General features: G+C 58.0%; 19 protein-coding genes. 9 read left to right on the top strand and 10 right to left on the bottom strand.

From position 1 onward, the window contains the following. Positions 1-123 precede the first annotated feature (123 nt). The 3 genes from flgM (at position 124) to JOE34_RS14470 (ending at position 1,784) form a co-directional block, all read left to right on the top strand. Complete coding sequence (flgM, locus tag JOE34_RS14480) at positions 124-438, top strand: flagellar biosynthesis anti-sigma factor FlgM (protein WP_003316770.1); 315 nt, start codon at positions 124-126, stop codon at positions 436-438. Positions 439-487: 49 nt separating this feature from the next. Then, entirely contained in the window at positions 488-955 is a 468-nt protein-coding gene (locus JOE34_RS14475) for a flagellar protein FlgN (RefSeq protein WP_003316769.1), read from the top strand. Between the two features lie 82 nt (positions 956-1,037). After that, the gene (locus JOE34_RS14470) at positions 1,038-1,784 is read left to right on the top strand and encodes a flagellar brake protein (protein WP_003391300.1); all 747 of its coding nucleotides are present in this window, start codon (positions 1,038-1,040) and stop codon (positions 1,782-1,784) included. A 67-nt stretch (positions 1,785-1,851) separates the two neighbouring features. Here JOE34_RS14470 and JOE34_RS14465 read toward each other — a convergent pair whose 3' ends face one another. The 3 genes from JOE34_RS14465 to JOE34_RS14455 form a co-directional block, all read right to left on the bottom strand. Continuing rightward, a complete protein-coding gene (locus JOE34_RS14465; protein WP_003391298.1) occupies positions 1,852-3,273 on the bottom strand; it encodes an MFS transporter in 1,422 nt (473 codons plus the stop codon). A 54-nt stretch (positions 3,274-3,327) separates the two neighbouring features. Continuing rightward, the gene (locus JOE34_RS14460; RefSeq protein WP_183133142.1) at positions 3,328-4,569 is read right to left on the bottom strand and encodes a glutamine synthetase family protein; all 1,242 of its coding nucleotides are present in this window, start codon (positions 4,567-4,569) and stop codon (positions 3,328-3,330) included. A gap of 202 nt (positions 4,570-4,771) precedes the next feature. Next, entirely contained in the window at positions 4,772-5,683 is a 912-nt protein-coding gene (locus JOE34_RS14455) for a methyltransferase domain-containing protein (RefSeq protein ID WP_004416963.1), read from the bottom strand. Between the two features lie 236 nt (positions 5,684-5,919). Between JOE34_RS14455 and JOE34_RS14450 the strand changes: the two genes are divergently transcribed. After that, a complete protein-coding gene (locus JOE34_RS14450; RefSeq protein WP_003316764.1) occupies positions 5,920-6,729 on the top strand; it encodes a hypothetical protein in 810 nt (269 codons plus the stop codon). Positions 6,730-6,792: 63 nt separating this feature from the next. Here the strand turns inward: JOE34_RS14450 and JOE34_RS14445 are convergent, their stop codons facing one another. The 3 genes from JOE34_RS14445 to JOE34_RS14435 form a co-directional block, all read right to left on the bottom strand. Beyond that, positions 6,793-7,488: an ATP-binding protein gene (locus JOE34_RS14445; RefSeq protein ID WP_003391290.1), complete on the bottom strand. Its 696-nt coding sequence runs from the start codon at positions 7,486-7,488 to the stop codon at positions 6,793-6,795. Then, on the bottom strand, positions 7,485-9,086 hold the full coding sequence (locus JOE34_RS14440; RefSeq protein ID WP_003347299.1) for a tetratricopeptide repeat-containing response regulator: 1,602 nt from the start codon (positions 9,084-9,086) through the stop codon (positions 7,485-7,487). The genes JOE34_RS14445 and JOE34_RS14440 overlap by 4 nt, the downstream gene beginning before the upstream one ends. A gap of 399 nt (positions 9,087-9,485) precedes the next feature. Further along, entirely contained in the window at positions 9,486-10,160 is a 675-nt protein-coding gene (locus JOE34_RS14435) for a TIGR04211 family SH3 domain-containing protein (protein ID WP_003316760.1), read from the bottom strand. Positions 10,161-10,611: 451 nt separating this feature from the next. On the opposite strand from JOE34_RS14435, the gene ppnN reads away from it, so the two are divergent. Continuing rightward, a complete protein-coding gene (gene ppnN, locus JOE34_RS14430) occupies positions 10,612-11,985 on the top strand; it encodes a nucleotide 5'-monophosphate nucleosidase PpnN (RefSeq protein WP_003391287.1) in 1,374 nt (457 codons plus the stop codon). A gap of 51 nt (positions 11,986-12,036) precedes the next feature. Here ppnN and JOE34_RS14425 read toward each other — a convergent pair whose 3' ends face one another. Continuing rightward, positions 12,037-12,906 carry a helix-turn-helix domain-containing protein gene (locus JOE34_RS14425; protein WP_003422144.1) on the bottom strand — a complete coding sequence of 290 codons (870 nt, stop codon included), beginning with the start codon at positions 12,904-12,906 and terminating at the stop codon, positions 12,037-12,039. Positions 12,907-13,059: 153 nt separating this feature from the next. Here JOE34_RS14425 and pobA point away from each other — a divergent pair, with 153 nt between their 5' ends. From pobA to JOE34_RS14405, 4 genes are all read left to right on the top strand, one after another. Continuing rightward, positions 13,060-14,244, top strand: coding sequence for a 4-hydroxybenzoate 3-monooxygenase (pobA, locus tag JOE34_RS14420; protein WP_003391284.1), 1,185 nt, complete (start codon positions 13,060-13,062; stop codon positions 14,242-14,244). A 215-nt stretch (positions 14,245-14,459) separates the two neighbouring features. Next, positions 14,460-15,785 (top strand): MFS transporter, encoded by a 1,326-nt coding sequence (locus JOE34_RS14415; RefSeq protein WP_046266337.1) that lies wholly within the window; start codon positions 14,460-14,462, stop codon positions 15,783-15,785. Positions 15,786-16,092: 307 nt separating this feature from the next. Further along, the gene (locus tag JOE34_RS14410; RefSeq protein ID WP_209996011.1) at positions 16,093-19,485 is read left to right on the top strand and encodes a toxin VasX; all 3,393 of its coding nucleotides are present in this window, start codon (positions 16,093-16,095) and stop codon (positions 19,483-19,485) included. Beyond that, the gene (locus tag JOE34_RS14405) at positions 19,482-20,174 is read left to right on the top strand and encodes a hypothetical protein (RefSeq protein WP_010413287.1); all 693 of its coding nucleotides are present in this window, start codon (positions 19,482-19,484) and stop codon (positions 20,172-20,174) included. Before JOE34_RS14410 ends, JOE34_RS14405 begins: the two co-directional genes overlap by 4 nt. Before the next feature lie 47 nt (positions 20,175-20,221). Here the strand turns inward: JOE34_RS14405 and JOE34_RS14400 are convergent, their stop codons facing one another. From JOE34_RS14400 to JOE34_RS14390, 3 genes are all read right to left on the bottom strand, one after another. Further along, positions 20,222-22,459: an ATP-binding protein gene (locus tag JOE34_RS14400; RefSeq protein WP_024661335.1), complete on the bottom strand. Its 2,238-nt coding sequence runs from the start codon at positions 22,457-22,459 to the stop codon at positions 20,222-20,224. Next, positions 22,456-23,070, bottom strand: a complete 615-nt coding sequence (locus JOE34_RS14395) for a biliverdin-producing heme oxygenase (RefSeq protein ID WP_046266502.1) — start codon at positions 23,068-23,070, stop codon at positions 22,456-22,458. The genes JOE34_RS14400 and JOE34_RS14395 overlap by 4 nt, the downstream gene beginning before the upstream one ends. A 358-nt stretch (positions 23,071-23,428) precedes the next feature. Continuing rightward, positions 23,429-25,462 carry an LTA synthase family protein gene (locus tag JOE34_RS14390; RefSeq protein ID WP_046266503.1) on the bottom strand — a complete coding sequence of 678 codons (2,034 nt, stop codon included), beginning with the start codon at positions 25,460-25,462 and terminating at the stop codon, positions 23,429-23,431. Positions 25,463-25,471 lie beyond the last annotated feature (9 nt).

The following is a 25,471-nucleotide window of genomic DNA, read 5'->3' as shown; positions in this document are numbered from 1 at the left end:
CTGCGGGGAATGCCCGACGGCAAATGTCGTCTATTGGGAAGCTTTCTCACAATCAGCCTAAAGTTTGATAGGGGTTGGCCGAAAACAAGGCAAGCGTCCAAACACCCAGAGGTTTTTTCAATCATGGTCATAGATTTCAGTCGCCTTAACAACTCACAGTCTGTTGCCGGTGCTTCCCGTACCAGCCCCAGTAAAGACACCGCCAAAACCGCTGCCCCAGACCCTGCCGTCACCGCAGGCGTCAAAAGCACCGGGGAAACTTTTTCCTTGAGCAGTGAGGCTCAACAGTTGCAGAAAATCACGGACAAGCTGACCGATCTGCCAACCGTCAACAGTGCTCGCGTTGCCGAGCTCAAACAGGCCATCGCCGACGGTAGCTACACAGTGGACAGCAACCGTGTCGCCAGCAAACTGTTGAATTTCGAAACCCAACGCTAAGCTCAGGCTGGCGCTGGATATTCTGGACGCTTAAAAACCAGAGCATGCGATGCAAGACACTACTTTGCTGCAGATGATCACTGACGACATGGTTTCGGCCCGACAGCTCCTTGAGTTGTTGCAGGCCGAATCATTGATTCTTCACGGCCGCGACATGGGCGAGATGGAGCAGGTGCTGGCGCAGAAACAGGCGCTGGTCATTCTTCTCGATCAACATGGTCGCAAACGTAGCCAGGTGCTTGCGGGCATGGGGCTGCCAGCCAATCGCAGTGGTCTCCAGCAACTGGCCAGCCAGTCGGATATCGGTGAGCAATTGCTGCTGGCTGCCGACGAGCTGAATACGTTGATCAATGAATGCCAGACGCTCAACGAGCGCAATGGTAGTCTGATCCAGATGCAGCAGGTCAGTACCGCTCACCAGCTTCGCATCTTGAACGGTGGCGATACGCCTACACTCTATGACAGCCGCGGGTCGACTGCACTTAGAGCAAAACCACGCCCTCTGAGTCAGGCGTAACTTCCTGTATCAAGGTTTCGTGCATGGTGGCAGAATGCCTGATGTTGCGTTGCCGTAGTATTTTGCCTGGAGATTCAAGAACGTGAATGGCTCAAGCGCGGACGATGCTCCGCAGCCCCCGAAGGTTCTCAATACACCTTTGGAAATTGCCGCTAACCTGCGGCTGCTACTCGAGAGTCATGATCCTCTGATCATTACCTTTCATGAGCGCCCCCAGCGCTTTCAGAGCTATATACTTGAAGTCGACCGCGACAACAACGTCATGGCCCTCGACGAAATGATCCCCCGCGATGGCGAACGATTTCTGAGCAACGGCGAATCCTTCCGCGTCGAAGGCTTTCACGACGGGGTGCGGATTGCCTGGGAAAGTACTGCGCAAATGGACATCCTCAGCACCGACGGTCAACGCATGTACCGTGGTCCGATGCCTGAGGAAGTGGTTTATCACCAGCGCCGCAACGCATTCCGGGCCGCGCTTAAGCTGGCGCAACTGGTCGACGTCGAAATCGGCGGTGACCGCCTGAAATTTACGCTGGCCGGCAAGCTGCTGGATATTTCTGCTACCGGTTGCAAGTTGCGCTTCGAGGGCGACGTGTCCGATCGCATGCAATTGGGCCAGGTATACGAACGCTTCGTTGCCAAGCTGCCTTTCGGCGCCATGACAGCGCCTGTCGAGTTACGCCATCTGCATTTCGAAGAAAGAATCAACACTACCTTTGCCGGCGTGCGCTTCCACAACATGAGTGGGCTGGTGCAGCGTCAGGTCGAACGTTTCGTCTATCAGTTACAGCGAGAAGCACGACGCTTCGACAAAGACGACGACTTCTGACACTCATCCGAATCGCCCAACGATTGCGGCATTGCTGCCGCAATCGTGCACTGCCCTGCGCTACTCGTCAGGCCTTCCAGGTCTCGCTTTCACGCTCGCGTTCATGCTCATCGGCTTCAGCCGTTTCCGCCTCGGCAGCCGGCCCGGCCTGAACCAGAACCTCGCTTTCCGTATCGACCTCTGCTTCGGACACGACCTCGGAATCCGGCTCCGGCTCTGGCTCAACGGTTGCCTGCATCTGTTCCTGAACCACCTGCTCGTCGACACGCGGGTCAAGTGCAACCACCAGTGGCGAACTGGACATACTGTCCGGCATCGCAACGTGGTGCAGCGGTGCGTTTTCGACCTGGTGCAGGTGAGTGACCGCCTTTGGCCTGATCAGCAGTACCAGAATCACACCAGCGCCACACACGAACGCATACAGCATGTGCCCGCCAAACAGCTTCATCACCACACCCGCAGCCAGCGGACCGATACTGGCGCCGATGCCGTAGGTCATGAGCAACATGGCCGTCAGCGACACTCTGCGCTCGGCCTCGACGTGGTCATTGGCGAAGGCCACTGCCAGCGGATAAAGGCAGAACTGCATCAGCGAAGCCAGAAACCCGACACCGAACAGCACCTCGACCGGCACGCTGGGGAACACCGCCAGCGGTAACGACGCCACCACCAACGCGGCGGCAAAGATACGCATCAGTACGGAGCGGTCATAGCGGTCGGACAGCAGGCCCAACGGCCACTGCACCAGAAAACCGGCCAGAATGCAGCAGCCCATGAACAGACCGACCTGCTCGGTGGACAGCCCCTGCTCGGCGGCGTAGACCGGTGCCAGACCATAGAACGAACCGATGATCAGACCGGCGCCCAGTACCGCCGTCAGCGACTGCGGCACACGCTTCATGAAGAAGCGCGGCTCCAGTGGCGCCGGATGCAGCGGTGCCGGGTGAATCGCCCGGGTCATGGCGACGGGCACCAGACACAGAGCGAAACACATCGCCACCAGCATCAGCAGCTCAGGCCCCAGTTGCGGGTGAACCACCAGCACCAACTGACCCAGCACCAACCCCAGGTAGGACGCAATCATGTAGCCGCTGAAGACCATGCCGCGCTGTTTGGCAGCCGCCTGCTCGTTCAGCCAGCTCTCGATGACCATGTATTGGCACATCATGCCCAGACCGACGATCACCCTCAGCACCAGCCAGGCTGGCAACCAGCTAATCAGGCCATGCCCGAGCACTGCCGCACCGACGATGCCGGCACAGGTGGCGTAGGCGCGAATATGCCCGACACGGCCGATCAGGCGGTGACCGATCTTGCCGCCCAGTACCAGACCGAAATAGTTGGCAGCCATCAACGCACCCACCCACAGGCTGTCAACCTGATCGGCGGCCAGGCGCAGGGCCAGATAAGTGCTCAGCAGACCCGAGCCGATCAACATCATCAACGAGGCAAAATAAAGCGCTCGAAAGGACTTCCAGATTTGGCGCATCAACTTTCCAAAAATAGGGAGTCGCCCGACTGGGCGAGCCCGACACTGCGATTCTTAAACCTGAGCAGCCAGCACGCGCCGTTCCCAGGGGGTTATCTCGTCAAAAAAACTGGTCAGTTCCAGGGTCTTCGACGCGATGTAGCCTTCGATGAATTCATGACCAAACAGTTCCTTGGCCAACTGACTGCTTTTCAGACGCTCCAGAGCAGCGTGCAAGGTACACGGCAATAACAATTCTTCCGGCACCTCCAGTTCGCCCTGCAGCGGCGGCGTCGGTTGCAGTCGTTGCTCGATGCCATGCAGCCCGGCCGCCAGACTTGCGGCAATAGCCAGATAAGGATTGGCGTCAGCGCCCGGCAGACGATTTTCCACCCTTCTGGCCGCCGCTGCACTCGACGGAATGCGTAATCCGGCAGCGCGATTGTCGTAGGACCAGCAGGCGTTATTGGGTGACGCATAAGGATGGCACAGGCGCTGGTAGGAATTCACATTGGGCGCGAACAGCGCGGTGAAGTCCGCCATGCAGGCTTGCTGGCCAGCAATAAAATGACGAAACGCGTCGGTCGGCTCACCCTGCGCATCACTGAAGACGTTCACTGCGGTCTCTGCTGCCACCACGCTCTGATGAATATGCATCGAACTGCCCGCCGTATGCGCCAGCGGTTTGGCCATGCACACCACGATGAGCCCGTGCTTGAGCGCAACCTCCTTGAGCAAGTGCTTGAACAGAAAAGTCTGATCGGCCAGCAGCAGCGGATCGCCATGCAGCAGGTTGATCTCGAACTGACTGACCCCCATCTCGTGCATCACGGTGTCACGTGGCAGGCCCAGCGCGGCCATACAGGCATACACCTCGGCAAAAAAAGGCCGCAAGCCGTTGTTGGAGCTGACACTGAATGCCGAGTGCCCCTGTTCGCGTCGCCCGTCCAGCCCAGTCGGCGGCTCAAACGGATAAAGCGGCTCGGGATTGGGCGCGAAGATAAAAAACTCAAGTTCGGTGGCCACCACTGGCACCAGGTCCTGCGCAGCGTAACGGGCGATAACCGCCTTGAGCTGATTACGGGTGGAGAGCATGCAGGGCTGGCCATCGAGGTCCTGCGCATCACAAATGGCCAAGGCACGCGGCGACGTGCTCCAGGGCAGACGGTGGAGCTGCTGCGGATCACTGATCAGCGCCAGATCGCCGTCGTCACTGCCGTAAAAGTGCGCCGGCGGATAGCCGCCCATGATGCATTGCAACAACACGCCGCGCGCCAGCTGCAAACGGCGACCTTCGAGAAAACCTTCAGCCGTCATCCCCTTGCCGCGCGGTACACCGTTCAAATCCGGGGTTACACACTCCACTTCATCAATGCCCATCAGCATTTCTTGCTGCGGATGGGGGTCATTGCGTGTCATGGGTCAGTCCTTTTAGTTGAGCAGCAAACGCCAAGCTTCAACCTTCAGGCTGCAATCTTCAAGCACCGCGCTTCACGCTGTCGGCCTGCTGCTCGACGTGTCAGAGAACCGGGTTATGGAAAGGTGTCCCGGTCACTTCGATGAATTCCTTTCGGTAGTCTTCGTTTTCCGGGTCGACCACAAGGGCCTGGCGCAGGAATTCGACGCCTTCGGCCACATTGCCCAACTGACGACTCAGGGCGCCGGCGAGATGCAGCCTGGTGGCATCGAAAAAATTGAATGACAGCATAATCTTGGTCAGCGTCAGCGCGTTCTCGAGCTTGCCCGCCATCAACAATTGGTTGAACTGGGTGTTGAAGTCGCCGACGTCCTGCCACTTTTCGGCAGACAGGCCCTCCACTTTGCGCAGCACGACGGTGTGGCCGTTGCCTACTTTCGAATCGGTTTCTTCGACGCACTCGATGTACCAGCAACCCAGGCCTGACGAGTTAACGTAATTGACCGCGCGGAGCATGCTTTGCAGGGAAAAGACCTGATAGTGACCGCGCCACTCGCCTTCAGTGACGGTGGTCATGTCGACCTTGTTTTCATAGTCCTCGATCATCTGCGCCAGCGTCGTCAAACGACGCGCCCGATCAGTCTTGGCTGCGGTGCGCTTGGGAAAGATGCAGAAGAATACCCCGCCGTTCTTCAGCACTCGGAAGGATTCGACGTAGGCAGAAAGCAGGTTGGGGACGTGCTCGATGACGTGCGAACTGATCAGATAGTCAACCGACGAGTCTGCCGTATGGATGCATTGAAAATCGCCCAGCATGTCGACCTTCGAAACGTCGCCCGACACTTTCATCTGCTCGACGAAGTACTGCTGATAGTCTTCCATGTCGCGAGGGTGCAGAAAATCCACACCGTTGCACGGCGCAACGTTCAGGCAATGGGCAAGATTGAACGCATTGTGAGCCGCGGCGCCCAACTCTATACCGTGCCCCTGGCAGTACTTTTTAGCTAACAGCATCACCCACCCACCGCTCATCGTGATATCGAATACAGCCTTTCAACGATTTCGGCGGTGTCCGCTAAAACTTTAACCAGCACCGCTCCAGGCCTTTGGCGTGCCAGCAATTGGCGCAAATATTGCAATCCACCGCGTACATACATCGATTTACGTCAGCGCGGGCTTGAACTGCCCGCCACGCTGCGACGCCAATCAACAAACAATCACGCTAACGCCCGAGAGAACAGAGGATCACCATGATCAATGGTCAAAAGGTTGGCTGCGGAATCGTCACCTACAACCGTCCTGCGCTGCTGAAAAAGCTTTACGATTCCCTGCCTGCCGAGATCATCGACTGCGTTGTCATCATCAATGACGGCGAGGTGTACCCGGAGTTTTCAGCGTATGACAGCGAGGTCTTCTTCAATAACGAAACCAACCTCGGCGTTGGAAAATCCAAGAACAGAGCTTTGTCGCGACTCATGGACGCCGGGTGTGAACACCTGTTCCTGATCGAAGACGACATCTATATAAAAAGTCCGGAAGTCTTCGAGCTTTATATTCTGACCTCGACGCTGACCGGCATTCAGCACCTCAACTACAGCCAGCATGGTCTGATGAACAAGACGCCGTCCGGCGAGGCCAACGCGGTGTACCGGATTGACTACGGCAATGGCATCAACCTGCCCTTGTACCGCCATTGCGTTGGTGCGTTTTCCTACTATTCCAGACGTAGCCTGGAAGCGGCCGGCCTGATGGACGAGACGTATCACAACGCCTTTGAACACGTCGATCACACACTGGCCATCATCAACCAGAACATGCACCCGCCTTTCTGGTTTTTTGCCGACATCGATAATTCGCAGCTGTATCTGGGCGACGAGCCCTGGACGCTCGAGGGCTCAACGATTTCGTCCGATACCCTGCACCGCAAAAACGCCCTCGCAGCCATTGAACACTTCACGCTCAAGCACGGCTGCGAACCGGTCAGACATCCGTTGGCGTCTGATCAGGAGCTGATGGACAGCCTGAACAGCATCAAACAGAACTTCGGATTGAATATCTAAGCGCCCAACACGCCCCGCAATCCTGACAAGGCGTTGCGGGGTCCTCGTTGCAAGGCCGCTGCCTCAGGGCAGGGTCATACTGAACATTGCCCCGCCCAGCACGCCGCCGTTGGCGATTTCAATGCGCCCGCGCATGCCGTTGCGTACATGCAGCCGGGCAATGTGCGCAGCGAAGTACAAGCCCAGGCCGGTACTGCCGCTGCCCTGGTTAATGCCCTGCACATAGTCGGTCTGGCGCTCGATCAGATACGCCGGGTAGCCGGGGCCATCGTCATTGATGGTGATTTTCAGCTGCCCGCCTTCATCACCGACACTCACAGAAATCTGCTCGCGGGCAAAGCCGATGGCGTTGACGATGATATTGCCCACCACCGAGCCGATCAGTTCGCGGTCGAAAAAGCCCAAGGGGCTTGCCACGTCGATCGCATGACGCGCGGCAATCCCGCGGCTGGCCAGCACGTCCTGATGATGGGCGAGTTGCGCTTCGATGAAATCGTCCAGTTCGTGGTAGTCCGGACGCAATGGCATCTGGTTGACACCCAGCTTGTAGAGGCCGAGCAACTGCACGAGCATGCCGTTGAGGTTGGCAAATTCATAGTCGATGATGCCATGCTCGGACGTGTCGCGCTGCTGGACCGAAAGCTTCGCCTGCCACTGGCTGTGTGCCTGGGTCAGGGTCGCCAGCGAGTTCTTCATGTCGTGCACCGTGGAGGCGATCACCATGGAAAAGTCGAGGCCCTGCTCTGTCTCTTCACTCATGCGCTAAACGCCCTCTCCCTGAGTTTATGGTAGCGCTCATAACGTGGATCGCTTTCCGGGATCTTGCCAAGCATGGTCAGGCTGGCACGACACTCGTCAATTCCGGCCTGGCCCAGATTCTGGCCAGGGTGAAGCAGCGACTGCACCATATTCAGCGCAATACTGATGTTCTTTGGCTGCAAGCCAAGCGCACTGCGAAAAAACGCTTGTGCTTCGGTGAGGTTGCCGGCCTTGTAACTGCGCACGCCTTGCAGGTTGAAATCGACAGCCGCCTTGCTGGCCCCCAGAATCGCCGGATCATCGGTCATGCTGGCAATGCTTTTCATCACTGCAGGATCGTCGCCGTAGGCCCCGGCACAACTCTTCAAGACGCCGGCACCGGCCTCTTCCTGACCGAGTTTCTTCAGTTGCGCAGCCACCATCAGTGCGGCGTCGGCACTGAGCACCTGCTCCATGCCATCCAGCCTGGCCATTGCCTGCTCGGTGAGCTTGGCTGCGGCTTCCGGGTCCGAATGCTGCAGGCTGGCCGCCTTCATTAGCCGGGTACGTACTTGCAGCCCCTCGTCATCGCCATGCTCCTTGGCGACATCGACGAGGGCGTTGTTGATCTCGACACGGGTGCGCGCATCGAGCCCCTGATCGCCACCTTTGCTGATCAACGCATGCGCCAACCCGAGGTTGGTTTCCGGATCCTTGAAACGCGAATGCTGACCTTGGGAGACGGCCTGGCGATAGGCCTTGGAAGCACTTTCGAAGTCATCGTTGCCGAGTGCCAGCTTGCCCAGCAGCTTCTGCCGACGCACCGCCAGCGGCGACAGGCGCACTGCGCTTTCCAGCACAGACTGCGCGCGCTTGCCATCGCCAAGCGCGACCAGCACATCAGCCAGGCCATCGAACAGCGCAGGCATGGTCGGAAATGCCTTGATTGCCTGTTCGTAGACAGCCTGCGCCTCGGCGGTCTTGCCGCGCTTGAGCAGCAGGCTGCCCAATGCGCCGTAGGCCCACGGCGTGGCCCGATCAGCCAGAATGGTCTTGAGGAACGCTTCCAGGGGCTCGTTCTGCTTCAGGTCACGCAAGGCATCGGCCTTGTAGCGCAGGCACAACGGCGCATAACGCGGGTCCTGCTCGATCAGCTTGTCACACGCGGCCAGCACCTCGGCCGGTTTGCGACGGTCGAGGGCCTGCAGAATCGGCTTGAGCAAGGTCTTGCGCTGCACCAGCTTTTCCAGCCGCTGGGCCAGCCCGGCGCGGTTGAACGGCTTGGTCAGGTAACCATCCGGCTCCCACTCGAGCGCACTCATGACCATCGCCTGACTGTTTTCGGCAGTGACCATGATGAATACGCTTTCGTAACTCAGCAGGCGCTCGATCATCAGGTCTTCCAGCACCTGCTGGCCGTTCTTGCGGCCATCACCCAGGTTGAAATCGTGCAGCACGAAGTCATAACGCTTTTGCGAGCACATGCGCAGAGCCTGCTCGCCGGAGTCGGCGGTGTCCACTTCCTTGACGCCCAGTTCACGCAGCATCGATCTCACTGAACTGCGAAAGTCAGAGAAATCATCAACGATAAGAAAGCTTTTTTGGTTGTACGCCAGCATCCGGATTCCTGCACAGGAGAGGGTGAAAATATGAGATCCGCGGCCTGAACATCATTCAGACCCGACTCGGCAGCCCATTTTTCAGGACGCACATAATAACTGATGGCAAAGAGCCATAACACAACTTGCCATGCCCCCTCCCCGCGCATCAAAGCGCGAGGCTGAGGGCAACACTCAGTTTTTCGACCATCCACGCAGAAACTGTAGAACGAACATCAACTTCGCACACGAACCCTATGCCAGGCAGACATAAAGAGTGTGGGCTGGGTCGTGATTGCGGCAGGGGAAAGGCATTTTCGGAGAGGTCCGTCACACATCGGCTGCGCACTCGATATAACGCACAACGTGGTGGACAGCATGCCAGCGCGGGGCGCTGGCATGTGAGGTGGTCCAGGCGGTTTACACCCAGCCGTCGTTCTTCTTGCGGCCCTTGGTCAACGCCGGCAGGATCAGGCCGACCAGCAAGCCGGCACCGGCAATGCTGCCGCCGTAGACCATGTAACGCATCATCACTTGCTTGTTCTCATCGCCAAGTCGCGCCTGAGTCGCACGCAATTCAGCCTGAGAGTCGGCCAGTTGATCGTTGAGGGTCTTGGTGCGCGCCTCCAGTTCGTCGACCAGTTTCTTGCGCGCGTCCAGCGTTTCCTGCATGCCCTGCACGCGGGTCTTCCAGGTATTGTCGATGCCCGCCAGTTGCTCGGTCAGATCGGCGACCTGCTGAGTCAGCTGTGGCACACGCTCGGCCTGCCCAGGGACTTCCTGCAAGTCGCTGCTCGGAATCCACACCGTGGAACCGCCTTCGCCACGCACCTGGCTGAACTTGCCCGAAGCGCTGAGCAGCTCGACCTTCTGCCCGGATTTCAGCGTCCCCACGATCCGGTGATCGTCGGTTGGTCCGCTGCGTACATAGGTGGTGAGGCTGTCGCTGACCCAGCGATCGCTGCCTGCGGCCTGTGCGCTGCCAGGCATGACAACGGTCAATGCAGCGCCAACCAGGCCTGCGCCGAGCAAGCGACGCGAAACGGCGAACAGGCCAGGGGCTCGGGAAAGAAGTGCGGAAAAATGACGAGACATGGCGATAATTATCTTTATCTGAAATGAAAATAAAGCCTCGTTTAACGGGCCGGCTAAGGATGGGAGCGGCAAGTGATCAACGGTTTTGCAACTCCTGCCCGGACGGAATGTCTGCCTATCAGGCGCGTTGAAAAAGCACCTGATGATCCCTTTCATGCAGGCCGTCCAGAAAGTCCATCAGCTAACAGACTCCGTTAAAGGGGTCAGGTTCACTATTGCCCGTTGTCCGCGTCAAAATTCAGCCGCACGGTCAGCGAAGCAAGTGCCTGCTTTCAAAAGAATTCGCCTGCCGATTCAATCCTGCGATGACGCACAACGGCTCAAACAGGGGACGTCTGCGGTCCGGCGTTTGCTTTCCCGGCCAAGTGCTGTAGAAAAGGCTCCACAGGGGCGAATGTTCTCGATATTCGCCATCCTGATGCTCGACTGCATCGCTCTAATGGAAAATAGAATGATCCCAAGACAAGTGATTAACGCCACCGTAAGCCCGAAAGGCAGCCTTGAAACCCTGTCCCAACGTGAAGTGCAGCAGCTCAGCGCGGCCGGTTCAGGCAGCACCTATACCCTGTTTCGCCAGTGCGCCCTGGCCATTCTCAATACCGGCGCCCACGTCGATAATGCCAAGACCATTCTTGAAGCGTACGAGAGTTTTGAAGTCCGCATCCATCAACAGGACCGCGGCGTTCGCCTGGAGCTGCTCAACGCGCCTGCCGATGCATTCGTCGACGGCGAAATGATCGCCAGCACCCGCGAAATGCTGTTCAGCGCCTTGCGCGACATCGTTTATACCGAAAGCGAGCTGGACAGCCAGCGCATCGACCTGAGCAATTCCCAGGGCATCACTGACTACGTGTTCCACCTGCTGCGCAACGCTCGTACCCTGCGCGCCGGTGTCGAGCCGAAGATGGTGGTGTGCTGGGGCGGCCATTCGATCAATACCGAAGAATACAAATACACCAAGAAAGTCGGCCACGAGCTGGGCCTGCGCAGCCTGGATATCTGCACCGGCTGCGGCCCCGGCGTGATGAAAGGCCCGATGAAAGGCGCGACCATCGCGCACGCCAAGCAGCGCATCGTTGGCGGTCGCTACCTGGGCCTGACCGAGCCGGGCATCATCGCCGCCGAAGCGCCCAACCCGATCGTCAATGAGCTGGTCATCCTGCCGGACATCGAAAAACGCCTCGAAGCGTTCGTGCGCGTCGGCCACGGCATTATCATTTTCCCTGGCGGCGCGGGCACTGCCGAAGAGTTCCTGTATCTGCTGGGTATTCTGATGCATCCAGACAACAAGGACGTGCCATTCCCGGTAATCCTGACCGGCCCTAAAAACACCGAACCTTACCTGCAGCAGCTGCACGCGTTTGTCGGTGCCACGCTGGGTGAAGAGGCGCAGCGTCACTACCAGATCATCATCGACAACCCGGCAGACGTTGCCCGGCAGATGACGCAGGGCCTGAAGGAAGTGAAGCAGTTCCGCCGCGAGCGTAACGACGCGTTTCACTTCAACTGGCTGCTGAAGATCGAGGAAAGCTTCCAGCACCCTTTCGATCCGACCCACGAGAACATGTCCAGACTGCAACTGAACCACGATGTGCCGACTCACGAACTGGCCGCCAACCTGCGCCGGGCGTTTTCCGGCATCGTCGCCGGCAACGTCAAGGACAAGGGCATTCGTCTGATCGAGCAGCATGGTCCTTATCAGATCCACGGCGACCCATCGATCATGGGCCCGCTGGACAAGTTGTTGCAGGCCTTCGTCGATCAGCACCGCATGAAGCTGCCAGGCGGCGCGGCGTACGTGCCGTGCTACCAGGTCGTGACCTGACCGCATAACGGCATGCTGCAAGCCGACGGGGTGCTCTTGAACACCCCGTTTCTATTTCTGCTGGCGAAAGGCCTTGGGCGACTGCCCGGTAGCGCGCTTGAAGAAGCGCGAAAAATACGCAGGCTCGGAAAAACCCAGGCTGTCTGACACCTGATTGATGGTCAGGGTGGTGTAGATCAGGTTGCGCTTGGCCTCCAGCAACAAGCGCTCACTGATGATCTGCAAGGCCGACTGATTGCACAGCCGCCGACACAGTGCATTCAAATGCGCGGCGCTGATACCCATCGCCTGAGCATGCTGGTCGATCGACCAGTGCTCGCGAAAACTCGCCTCCAGTTGATGCATGAATACCTGCAAATGCTCGCGACCGCGATCCATCGCATGAGTCTCTTCGCCGGCATGCTCACTGCTGCGCCGGCTGAGCCATACCGCCAGCACATTGACCAGCGAGTGCAGCATCAGATCGCGGCCCGCTCTGGGCTGCCGGTATTCATCGGCAATGGCATTGAACAGCGTGTCCACATAATCGCTGTCTGCCCCGAGCACATAGCAGCGGGAAGCGCTGAGGGCAGAGACGTCGAGCGCAGCCTCCAGTTGCTCCACCAAGGGTCTGGCCAGGCTGAGAATATGGCCCTGAATATCTCTGGAAAACCTGAAAGTGTGCACGCTCAGTGCGGGAACGACCTGCAGCGCAGGCATCTCGACCTCGCTGACCCGGTCCTCGACCTTGAGCATGGCCTTGCCCGACTGCACGTAAAGCAGCTGGACCAGATCGCCATGCCGATGCGGCTTGATCTCCCATTCGTGAATCCTGCTGCGCTCGGGGATCGACTCGCAATGGATCAGGTCCGGGGTGGGCCAGGCCGTGGTCTCTCCGTAGAGCTTGAACACCGGTATCGCTGCTGTGGCAGGTCTGGCCATGTCGTCCTCTCTCGTCCGGACCCTCGAAAAGTCCAGATAATGCAGCGGATATTGCCTTCTTATCCAGACGGCATCCATTAAAAATGCAGGAGACAAAAACAAACACGTCCCGCTGGCTAAACCTGGCAGGGATCAAAAGACAGGACTATCGCCATGAAGACCAAGGTTGCCATTATCGGTTCAGGCCCTTCCGGGTTGCTGCTGGGCCAACTGCTGCAGCGTGCCGGCATCGACAACGTCATCCTCGAGCGCAAGGACCCCGATTACATCCTTTCGCGCATCCGCGCCGGCGTTCTGGAACAAGGTATGACCGACCTGTTGCGTGAAGCGGGCGTCAGCGAACGCATGGACGCAGAGGGCATGATCCATGACGGTTTCGAGCTGGCGTTCGCCGGTCGCTGCGAGCGCATCGACCTGAAGAGTCTCGCCGATGGCAGGACGGTAATGGTCTACGGTCAGACCGAAGTCACCCGCGACCTGATGGCCGCGCGCGCAGCGACCGGTGCAATGACGATCTATGATGCCGCGGACGTCAAGGCGCACGACCTCAAGAGCGATAGTCCGTACTTGACGTTCGTGAAAGACGGCGAGACCGTGCGCCTGGACTGCGATTACATTGCCGGCTGTGACGGCTTTCACGGAGTGTCACGGCAATCGATTCCCGCTGACGCCCTCAAGGTATTCGAACGCGTCTATCCGTTCGGCTGGCTCGGCGTACTGGCCGATACGCCGCCGGTCAACGAAGAGCTGGTCTACGCCAATCACCCGCGCGGCTTTGCCTTGTGCAGCATGCGCTCGGCCATTCGCACCCGCTATTACGTGCAAGTCAGTGCCGACGAGAAGGTCGAAGACTGGTCGGACGAGCGCTTCTGGGATGAACTCAAATCCCGCCTGCCCGAGCATCTGGCGGAGCGTCTGGTCACCGGGCCGTCCATCGAGAAAAGCATCGCGCCGCTGCGCAGCTTTGTGGTTGAACCCATGCAGTACGGTCGCCTGTTCCTGCTCGGCGACGCCGCGCACATCGTCCCGCCAACCGGTGCCAAGGGGCTGAACCTGGCGGCCAGCGATGTCAGCACGCTATACCGCATCCTGCTCAAGGTGTATCAGGAAGGCCGCACTGACTTGCTGGAAAAGTATTCACAAATCTGCCTGCGCCGCGTGTGGAAAGCCGAGCGTTTCTCCTGGTGGATGACGTCGGTGCTGCATAACTTCCCCGACACCGACGCCTTCAGCCAGCGCATCCAGCAGACCGAACTGGACTACTACGTCGGCTCGGAAGCCGGGCGCAGGACCATTGCCGAGAACTACGTGGGCCTGCCGTATGAGGCGGTCGAGTAGAGCGTTGGCCCCGGCGCTGTGATGTTCGTTGCGTACTGACGTTGGCGACAAGCCATAACCTCCCCCGCGTACCTGCGTTGTGCAATCACACAACGCATGCCCCCTGCCGCCGTGCAAACCCCCAAAGCGTTTTCGTCACCGGCCACCTATGATCAAGCGTGCATCCAATAGCTATCGGGCTATATAAAAACAACAAGCACAGAGGAACACCCGCCATGACACCTGTTTCGACCCACGAGGTGGGCGACGCTGAAGGCAATCTTGTCTACCGTCGCATCACCCTGCGCCTTATCCCGTTTATCTTCATTTGCTACCTGTTCAATTACCTCGACCGCGTGAACGTCGGCTTCGCCAAGCTGCAGATGCTCGATGCCCTGAATTTCAGCGAGACGGTTTATGGCCTCGGTGCCGGTATCTTCTTCATTGGCTACGTGCTGTGTGGCCTGCCCAGCAATCTGGCGCTGAACCGCTTCGGGCCGCGTCGCTGGATCGGTCTGATGATGATTACCTGGGGAATCTTCTCGACCTGCCTGCTGTTCGTCACCACGCCGGTCGAGTTCTACGCGCTGCGCTTTCTGACCGGTATGGCAGAGGCCGGTTTCTTCCCCGGCATCGTGCTGTACCTCTCGCGCTGGTATCCGAATCAGCGTCGCGGGCGGATCATGGCACTGTTCATGTCGGCCATTCCGGTCTCCGGCCTGCTGGGCGGCCCGTTTTCCGGATGGATTCTCAATCATTTCGCTGCGGGCCAGGGCGGCATGGCCGGCTGGCAATGGATGTTTCTGATTCAGGGCGTGCCCACCGTGGCGCTGGGTGCGCTGGCCTTCGTTCTGCTGTGCGACAAGGTCGAGGATGCCCGCTGGCTGACGCCCGAGCAGCGTCAGCGGGTCAAGACCGATATCACCAACGATGAACTGAGCCGCCCGGTACACGGCAAAAGCTCGGTGGCCTCAGTGCTGAGCATGCCGTTCATATGGATTCTGGGCTTTATCTACTTCTGCATTCAAAGCGGCGTCTACGCGATCAATTTCTGGCTGCCGTCGATCATCAAGAACCTCGGTTTCAGCGATGCACTGGTAATCGGCTGGATCAGCGCCGTGCCGTACCTGATGGCGGGCGTATTCATGCTGCTGGCCGGCCGCTCCGCCGACCTGCGCAATGAGCGCCGCTGGCATCTGGTGGTCCCGATGCTGATGGGCGCGACCGGCCTGATCATTGCCGCCAACTTCGCGACGCTGCCCATCGTTGCCATCATCGGGCTGACTATCGCGACCATGGGTGCGCTGACCAGCCTGCCGATGTTCTGGCCATTGCCGACCGCCCTGCTGAGCGCCAGCGTTGCCGCAGGCGGGCTGGCGCTGATCAACTCGATTGGGCAGATGGCAGGCTTTCTCAGCCCTTACCTGGTGGGCTGGATCAAGGATCAAACCGGCTCGACTACCCTGGCGCTGTATGCACTGGCCGCGCTGACCATCGTTGGTAGCCTGGTGGCATTGCGGGTCAGTCGTTCGTCAGCAGTCAAGGTGGCAGGCCCCGCCTGATCACCATGGCCGAAGACAGCGTGATCCTGCGTATTTGGCATGAAGCGGGATGCGCAGATTTTTGCGCACCCGATACCCGCATAAAACTGACCAAGGCTTGTATTTAAAACGCTGCAGCACACAGGAATGAGTCGGCGCATGTGCGCAGACGTTTGCGCACTATTTCACGTTTTTTTTGCTCAATGTCTTTGCTTTAAATCTCTATCTATTTGTTTTTTATAGGTAAATAGACAGTCGGCACATATCTTGGAATGCACCTCTGCATACAGCGGGCGATATCGCCCGTTTCTGCGCAGAGATTCCATGCATGATCGAAAAATCCGGCACCCATACACAACGACGTGCTGCAACGTTCGCCAAAACACCCGCCACGGCCACCAGCCTGTGTCCCTTCCGAGGACCTGACGTGGCTATCGTGCCGGTGCGCTATGCGCTGGACCGCTCCCGCTACGATGCCGCTCCCCAGAAGCTGAAACCGCTACTCACGGGCAGCCGCTGGGCGGTGATGCCGAAGCTGAAAACACGCAGTTATACCCTTCGCCAACTGTATGACGGCTATGTGTATGTCTATGACGAAACGGCAGAGACGTTGCACGAGTACGCGGTGTCAGCCGCCACCGGCAACCTGAGCCGTATTGTCTGGACCGATGCGCAGCTTGGCAGCAACCAGCGCAGTGGCGGCAGCGATGCCAAGCCTTTCCTGCTGTATCCGCGAAGCAACCTGCTGCGCATCGCCTTTTCAGCGCAGCAGTGGACCTGGCGAATCTGCGAACACCTGCGCTCGAATCCGGAAAGCCGCTCTTCATGGATGAAAGCGCTGGATCTGAAACGCTACTGCATGACCATGGCCGAGCCGGATACCTTGCCACTGAACCGCATAGCCGAAGCGGTGGCGGACATCGACAAGGAGCATGTGGTTGATGATGACCGCTTTGCAGACTCGGCTGTTCCTACGTCCGAGTCCTCCAGTGAAGAAACCCAGCCGCTGTTTTCGCCAATCGGCGCTGACGTTTTCTGGCAGGGCAGCGTTGAAGACCAGGACAGCTCCCTGCTCATTGCTCTTGATGATCCGCTGGCCATTTTCAATGATCTGGGCATGCAACTGGCTGGCGATCAGGCCGCCTATCGTAACTGGCAAGCCGAGCACGAACACAAGCTCCAGATCGCCCAGACCGTCACCACGCTATGTGGCGCTGAAAGCGAACCGGAGAAACTGCCGGCATCGGTGCGCGACAATGCCGCGCTCACCCATCAGTACCTGAGCGACGTCGAAGCCTATTTTGAACAATGCACGTTTGAACAAGAGCAGATCGGCAACAACACCGCTCCCGGTGGCGTGCTGTTGCTGCCGGATATTTTCAAAAGCCCGGAGATGCGCAGATCGATTGAAATGCGTTACGGCAGGGCGCCCTCCGACGACGCCCTGCAAGCCTGGAACGATCGCCACAAATGGCGGCGCGAGGTCGATCTGAGCGGTGCGCGTCAGTACCTTCAGCAGCACCTGCCAACCGGCGACACACTGCTGCTACAGGTGCGTGACACGCAAAGCGATTTCCAGCAATGGGCGATCCATCTGGGCACGGAACCGCTCAAGCTGTTTGTCGACCCCACACACCCTGAAAGCCTGCTTTATCTGCAAACGCTCATGCTTAACCTGCAGATCATTTACGCTCAGGACAACGCCGCCAGCGCCTGGCTCGCCGAGCAGGAAGCCAACGACAGCAGCCTGTTTGGCACCTTGCGCTACGGCTTCTCACCGGCGCTCAAGCACGCGCTGCACCAGGAAGCCAACGCGCTGCTGAACGGCCTTGGCGACATCACCAACCTGGCTACCCGCATCGGCGAACTCAACGGCACGCTCAATCACCAGGGCTTTGCCGACAAGCCGTGGATGAAGGCGCTGAAACAACCCGTTCAGGACACCTTCAAAGCCCTCGGCCAACTGGCCAGCAGTGCTGGCAAGGCAACGTTCGAAAGTATCCTGCTGGCCTGGGTGCCCATCGACAGCCGTCTGGCGGTGGGCAAGCAGCAGAACATCGTCGCACTGATTCGCACACTGTTGATCGGCCAGATCCTGCTCGATTCAAAGGCGCGTATTGCGATCGATCACAACATGCTCGCGAAACTGAAAAACTGGATCAGCGAATGGCGGGTACTCAACAAACAGATCAGTGATATCCGTCGCAGCTGGCTCTACCCAACCGCTTACAACCCCCGCAAAAGCATCGCCAGCCACCTGCGCGCGCTCGAGCAAAAGCTTCGCCTGCACGAACTGAGCATGCCCGCCCTGCTCGACTATCAGAACAACCGATACGCCAAGCAGTTGCAGGACGAAATTCGCCTGCACTTCCAGTCCGGCAAAGCCATCGCCAAAGAATGGCTGAGCACCGTCAGGCGCTGGCTCGATGGACTGGGAGGGATTGCCGGTTCGATCACCTGGGGCGTGATCATGCTCAACTTCATCAACACCGCCTTCACCTATCGCGACCTTACTCGGGATGGCGAATTCAGCACCAAGGACATCGGCAAGGTGACGTATGGGTTGGGGTATAGCTTTAACTTGCTGATGGCGGTGTTTGTTGAAGCACCGTGGGGGGTTATCAGTACAGCCAAGCCTCTTTCTATTGGCGGATATGACATAGGCATTCTCGATAAATCGGCGGCTTACTGGAAAGCACGAGGTAATGCGGTTTGGGGGTATGCGATAAGGGGGTTTAGAGGCTCGATGGTGGCGATGGGGGCGTTTGGGATCGCGGCGGTTACATTAGAGCTATTTGACGCTTTGGATGATTTTTACGCAGCTAAAACTTCAGATGAAAAACACGGACTCCGTATTAAGAGAGTTGCTGTATTCCTGATGGGTTTAGGTTCTTCGGCACAGCTATTAGCAGGCGTTTTCCCTGCTAGCACTTTTACGATTATTGCGATGAGTTCGTGGTTCAGCGTAGCCCTGATGGCAGTTGGCTTTATTTATCTCCTTGCCACGATGACCCTAAACTATTTCAAGCAAGACAGTGTGGGCTGGTGGCTACGTAAGTGCTGTTGGTCAAGAACCATAGACTATCGCTACGACGAGACTGCAAAAGGTAAGAATGAAGAAGTAAGCGCGTTGATGGAAATTCAATTATCTCCGCAAGCTCATGTAAAAAGTACCGTGCATTATGAGGATCGTTACCTTGGCAAAGGCGACTATATGAGTGTCGCTGTGCAAAATGGCGCTGGGGTACAGGTGTATTTCCCACACTTTTTACGCGGCAAATCTGTCCACTTCAACATTGTAAGTAGCAAGCGCCCGTGGGGCGTGCTACCTGTAGAAAAAATAGATACCCCAATATATGAAGCGTTTCTGAACCGCGGAAAATTCAGGAAGGTCGAGCAGTTCGGGATGCTCACTAACAAACCAACTGCCAAGGCTAGTGAAGACTTCACCTACCCTCTAATGCCCCCTGAAAACGAGGACCTCATCTGGGAAACCTGGGTGCCGCTTGATAAGGAAGCAACTTTTCTGGAGCTACAACTCTGGTATCCGTCTGACCTTATAAATTCCGGCGAGGACGATAGAAGCTATCTTTTTCAGATGGAGCTTGGCACAAGAGGCGATACCTCTATTGACGGCTTGGCGGCGATGGAACTCGCGGTAAAGGCATCAAGCAGAACTGGTTCCCTTACCCTGGAAGTCGCAGAGGGCACACCTATATGACTCAGCAAGAAAAGGCTTTAGACCTGCCGAAAGGCAAAGACATTTTAAACTGGAAAGTCAAAACGCTGGCGAGGTCACCTAAAGAGATCATGATCACACAGCTTGGATTTATCGCCTTCTATCTGACCGCCAGCTCACTTTTTATTTGGGGAGGCTGGATAATGTTTTCGGATAGCCTTTATTCTTTGGTATACACAGTTCTTGCACTTGTAGGGTATCTCGCCTATTTCGTAGGCCTGCTCATCCGCCAAAAAACCATCTTCAACTACACCCTGAAAACCGATGGAGCCACGGTCGAGTATTACCTCCACTACCCCGACTTCGCCTCAAGCTTCTTCAAAGGCATCGCCATTTTCGTCATGCTGGTATTCGGACTCGTCGCCATCCTGACCGGATCGTTACTCTTTCTGGTCGGTCCGGTAGCGATGGCTTTCATCGCCGCCATCAAACTGCTGACCTGGGAAAACCCTGTCCACCATCGACAAACCGCCCCATGGCAACTGCACGAATTCGTCACGGTCGATCACAAACGCCTGATGGTCATCATCCATTGCGACGATATCACCACCGGCTTTGCCGCGCGTTTTCCCAGCAAGGCGTTGATGGGCAAGTACCTCGCCTTCCTGCGCGAGGTACTTCCAGCGAACGTTGAATACATCGAAAAGGCTACTAACTGGTATCAGGGCTGATGCGACTCAGGCTTGAGCTGAAACTCACTGCAAGCCTGAGAAAGCGATCAAACCGCCATTGGCACCGTGAAGCGGAACTCGCTGCCCTCGCCCACCCGGCTTTGCGCAGCCAGTTCACCGCCGTGGGCCTTGATGATGCCTTGCGAGATGTACAGGCCCAAGCCGGTGCCGGTCGGGTTGCCTTCCTTGACGGTCCAGTAGCGTTCGAAGATATGCGGCAACTGTTCGGGAGGGATACCCTCGCCGGAGTCCCGCACGGTGAACACGATTTCGGAGCCGTTGGACATGGCTGACACGTCGATCTTGCCCAGTTTCGGGGTGAATTTGATAGCGTTGCCAACCAGGTTGGACAGCACCTGAAACAGGCGCTCCGGGTCAGCATTGACCTTGATGTCCGGCTCGGCGCTGAAGGAAATTTCGACGGACTTGTCCATCGCCAGCGGGGCCAGCAAGGTATAGGCCTCCTCGAATATCTGGCTGACTTCCAGCGGCTGCGGCGTAATCGTGTAACGGCCTGCTTCGATTTTCGAGGTGTCGAGCAGGTCTTCCAGCAACACATTCATGCGGCTGGCGGCTTGCTGCATGGTATCGATTGCCGTGGAAATACGTCGCGACGTGTGCGGCCCATCGGAGCTGAACGACTTCTGCATCATTCCGCAAAGCATGGAAATGACCGTCATCGGGTTACGCAAGTCATGGGACACAACCGCTACCAGTTCGTCGCGGGCGCGAACAGCCTGCTGCTCCCTGCGCACCTGACGGGCAAGGTCGTTTTCCAGGGCGGAGCGGCGCAGGTCATTGGCAGCGAACACGTCGCCATAGCTCCACTTCGTAGCGATCCCGGTCATCTCGACCTTCCAGATCTCAAACGAGGTGCGCGGCCGAAGACGCATGCCGCCTGCCGAGCTCTCCATATCCAGTGGTTTTTTCGGATTACCGCTCCACTGGACCGTTTCCTTGACCTCGGGACGAAACCAGATAACACCGTTGTCGACCGGCTTTGGCAGGCTCATCGCCAACACGCCGCTGGCGATTGGCTGATAAGCCTCGGCAGGCGCGTAGACACTGGATAGATGATGACTGGCATACACTGGTTCGCCACCAGCGATCATCCAGGCATGCAGTGCACGTATGTCGGACGGCTCCGGGCAGATGCCGAAACAATGCGTTTGCCGGTCTTCGATGATGGCGACGCCGGTTGCGCCCACCATATCCATCAACAACTGTGGTTGCTGCGCAAGGCCATCGAAGACGTTTTCTTCGGACCCGGCCATGGCCAGATTCAATTGCTCGAGCGCCCTGACCTTCGCCTCTCGCTGACGGCTTATTTCCAGCGCTTCCATGGCGCTGATCTGCAGGGACAGCACCTGGCCGATCGCCTGACAGGCACTGCGCAGTTCGTGGGACACGTACAGCGGCGTACGGTTGCCGCAACTGATCAATCCCCACAACTTGCCGCCTTGAATCAGCGACACACTCATGGATGACAGCACGCCCATGTTCTTCATGTACTGGCAGTGGATCGGTGAAACACTGCGCAACGTCGAAAAACTCAGGTCAAGCTGCTGCTGAGTGTCCGGGCGCAGTTGAGGCACCAGGGGCACCGGGGTGTAATCGGCATCAGGAATAATGCGCAGCCAGTTGCGGCGATACAATTCGCGCGCCTGCTCGGGAATGTCCGATGCCGGGAAGAACAGACCGTTGAAGAGTTCCATGCTTGGCGCCGAGGCTTCGGCGATCACCTGACCATGACCTTCTTCTTCGAAACGGTAGATCAGCACCCGGTCGTAACCGGTCATTTTCTGGATCTCGCGGACGCTGACTTCATACAGGGTCTGCAGATCACTCGCAGCGTGCAGTTGACGCAACATGCGCCCCATGTTGCCGGTGCGCTCGGAATAACTGACCGATTGCGCATCCTTGCCCTGAATTTCGAGCTCCAGAACCAGAACGCCCTGATGGCGGTGCAGCAAGGCTTCGAACTCGATGCCGTTGATGGACATCAGCAGGCGTTGCGCGTCAATGAACGAATCATGAGCACTGGCGCTTCGGATCACGTCGGCCCAGCCAGCGCCCAGCACACAGTCCAGCCCCTTGCCGAGCACCTCCTCCGGCACATGGCCCAGCACGGTCTGCACATTGGCACTGACTTGCAGGATCGTCAGCTCGGGCTCTGTCAGCGTGAACAGCAGGCCATGAGGTTGAATGGCACCGGGAAACTGAATGGGCTCATCCGCACAATTGGCCAGGAGGACTTCAAAGGCATCTTTGTCGAGTTGGCTCATAACAGTACCTCTTGACCCTCGAGCCAGTGCTCGAAACATGCAAATGTGGAGTGCGCTGCAAAAGCGGCGGCATCAGTAAAGGCAACTTCTTGGGGTACTTCATCCAGATGATCAAGAAACGCTTTCCAGCGAGGTCCGGTGCGGGCACCGTACACATCGAGAAAGGCCGTTCCACTTTGCTCATCCAGACCCAGACGCTTGTTTATTTCGCGTCGCAACACTTGCCCGCCCAATGTGGCCCCTTCCAGCACATACATCACCCCCATACAGGCCCCGGGAGAATCAACAGCGGGTAACTGTTCGCAGCGAGGCAATTGGCCAATGTCATGGTCGGACAGCCCCAACGCACGCAAATCCTCGACCAGCACAGGGGTTTTGACCCTCTCGAGCGGGATAAGCTCCGCGGGGATCAAGGCACTGGCATGCAGGATCGCTTCAAGCGGTGCATAAAAACCGTAGTAAGCCTGAAGCAGGCGCAGGTAATGGGCGCGATCCAGAGCGGATGAAAAAAATGGCATGCGTTTTTCAAGCCTGACGTGCAACTGACTCGTCTCAGCACGCAGTGCATCAAGCAGTTTCGGCGGGGTAACAGATGAAAAACTTGCCGGCATCCAGGAAGGCTCTTGAGTGTGCAATGGGCAGAAAACGCATCCGAGCGAAAACAGGCCGCCAAAATACAGATTCAGAGCAAAATCTGACAGTTTTTTCCTGCGTTTGCGATGAAATACCACAATCCATAAAGAAAAAGAGTCAGGGTTACAAGACGACGGTCTACAACTCCCCGCGAAATACGCGCTCAACTAAAGGCGATAGTCGAAAACCGAGCCCTATACGCGTTTGGTGCGTGCGCGGTTCACAGGAGCAAGCACTTTAACATCATCTAATTGCGATGCCATCCTTACGCAAGACGCAAGCCACCGACTCGACCGGCGGCTCGCGTATGCCCCTGAATAAAGCCGGCTCTCTCTGTCAACGCACGTTCTGGTACAGCATCATTCGCGAGGTTTCATGCAGGCCGCGGGTCAGGTCGCGCAGCCGTTCGAACTCTTGCGGGTTCTGTTCGGCAACGTTGTCCAGCGGCGTGGGGGAAGACAGGTCGTGGAGCGTGGGCGAACTGCCGTCGTGCTCCATTTGCAGCAGGTAGTTGCGCGTGACACCGCCGATCAGCGGGAACGTACCTTCGCGCAGTACCAGCGGCACCACACGCTCACCTTCTGGAGCCGCCTGCTGAATGTCACGGCCCATGGTGCCGCTGGTGAAGTCCATACCGGCCATCCCGGCGACTGTCGGCAACAGGTCGGCAAGGCCGACCGCTTCGTCGACGACCCGTGTGCCCAGCAGGCCGGGGGCGTGAATCAACAGCGGGACGTTGTTGCTCTCCAGGCCCAGTTGCTCGAACGCCGGCGCCATGTGCGGGATCTGGCTGATCCGCGTGTTGTGATCGCCAAACAGCACGAAGATGGTGTTTTCGTAGTAACCGCCCGCCTTGGCCAGTTCCATCAATCGCCCGATATTGAAGTCCAGCAGGCGCACGGCGTTGTACTGCTCCACGCTGCGCGAACCGGCGGCCTGAACCTGCTCAACAGTCTTGTCGCTGACCTGAAAACCGTCGTTGTCTTTGGGGATGGTAAACGGCCGGTGATTACCCGCAGTCTGCACGTAGGCAAAGAACGGTTTGTCGGCTGGCAACGCACGCAGGATCCGGTCACTCTCCTTGAACAGGTCCAGGTCGGAAATCCCCCAGACATCCACCTGCGGTGACTTCCAATCGCGCTCGTCATACAGCCGTACGTCGTCGATACTGCGACGGATCAAGGCGTTCATGTTGGCCCAGCCGGAATTGCCGCCAATCATGTACAGCTTCTCGTACCCTTTGAAGTCGTTGATGATGGTGTTTTGCCGTGTGAGCAGCGGGTGACGCGTGGCGGTTTCCTGCCGTGTCACGTCGGGCACCCCGGTGATGCTCGCCCAGACCGTTTTCGCAGTGCCGGTAACCGGCACGTAAAAGTGCTTGAAGAACCAGCTTTGGGTGGCCAGATGGTCCAGGTTCGGCGTCGGGTTCAGCGGGTTGCCGTAGGCGCCGACGGCACTGGTGCCCAGCGATTCGAGCATGACGAACATGACATTCGGCGGCCGCTCGCCCGGCAGCCGGTAAGGCTGCACGGTCTGGTGACGTTTGAAACTCAACCCCTGCACGTCTGGCTGGGGAACGCCCAGATAACGCGCGACCCGTTCATAGTGCTTGCGCACCTCGGGTTCATCGAAGTTCGACTGCGAGACCTTGAGCGTGTCGTACAGAAACAGCGCTGGATTGAGCCCCAGCGCCGCCACCTGACTGTTGCCGGAGAAGAACGCATCGCTCCAGCGCAACGGTACCGGGTTTTCCAGATTGAGATTCTCGACCCGGCCCAGCAGGCCGAGGAAGGTAGCACAGACCATCAGCGCCGAACCCCAGACCACGGACCCGCGTTTGATTGGCCTGGCCTCACGGTCCAGGGTGACACGTTCAAGCCTGATCAATACCCAGCCGAGCACGGCGACCGTTAGCAGCCAGCCGACAGTGATCCACAACACCGGATAGGTCTGCCAGAGCATGTCCCGGGAAATCTGCGCATCCTCCAGATAGCGCAGCACGCTGGCGTTGAGCCTGACCCCGAGATAGGCGTAATGGCCGAAATCGACGATGTAAATCATCGTCAGGATCGCCAGCGCCACGATCAGATAGCCTCGCGCCAGCCAGCGCAGGGCACGCACGCTGATCAGGTTCCAGCCCGGCAACCAGAGCAGCAGCGCGATAGGCAGCAGTATCAGCAGCGCCAGGCGCAAGTCGAAGCGCAGACCGATGCCCAGCGTCTGTGCGACCTCGCCATGCGTGAACAGCGTGCCCGGCTCGATGCCGGAAAACCCGAAGAAGAACACACCCCTCAGCAACGCCGACAGCAGGAACACCACCATGACCGCGCCCAGCCAATAATGCAGGCGTCGCGATTGCAACCAACTCATCGTCATTCC

Origin of the sequence: Pseudomonas sp. PvP028, assembly GCF_017832255.1 — a bacterium.
In the GTDB taxonomy this organism is placed as follows: domain Bacteria; phylum Pseudomonadota; class Gammaproteobacteria; order Pseudomonadales; family Pseudomonadaceae; genus Aquipseudomonas; species Aquipseudomonas syringae.
This window is presented reverse-complemented; position numbering and strand designations above follow the sequence as displayed.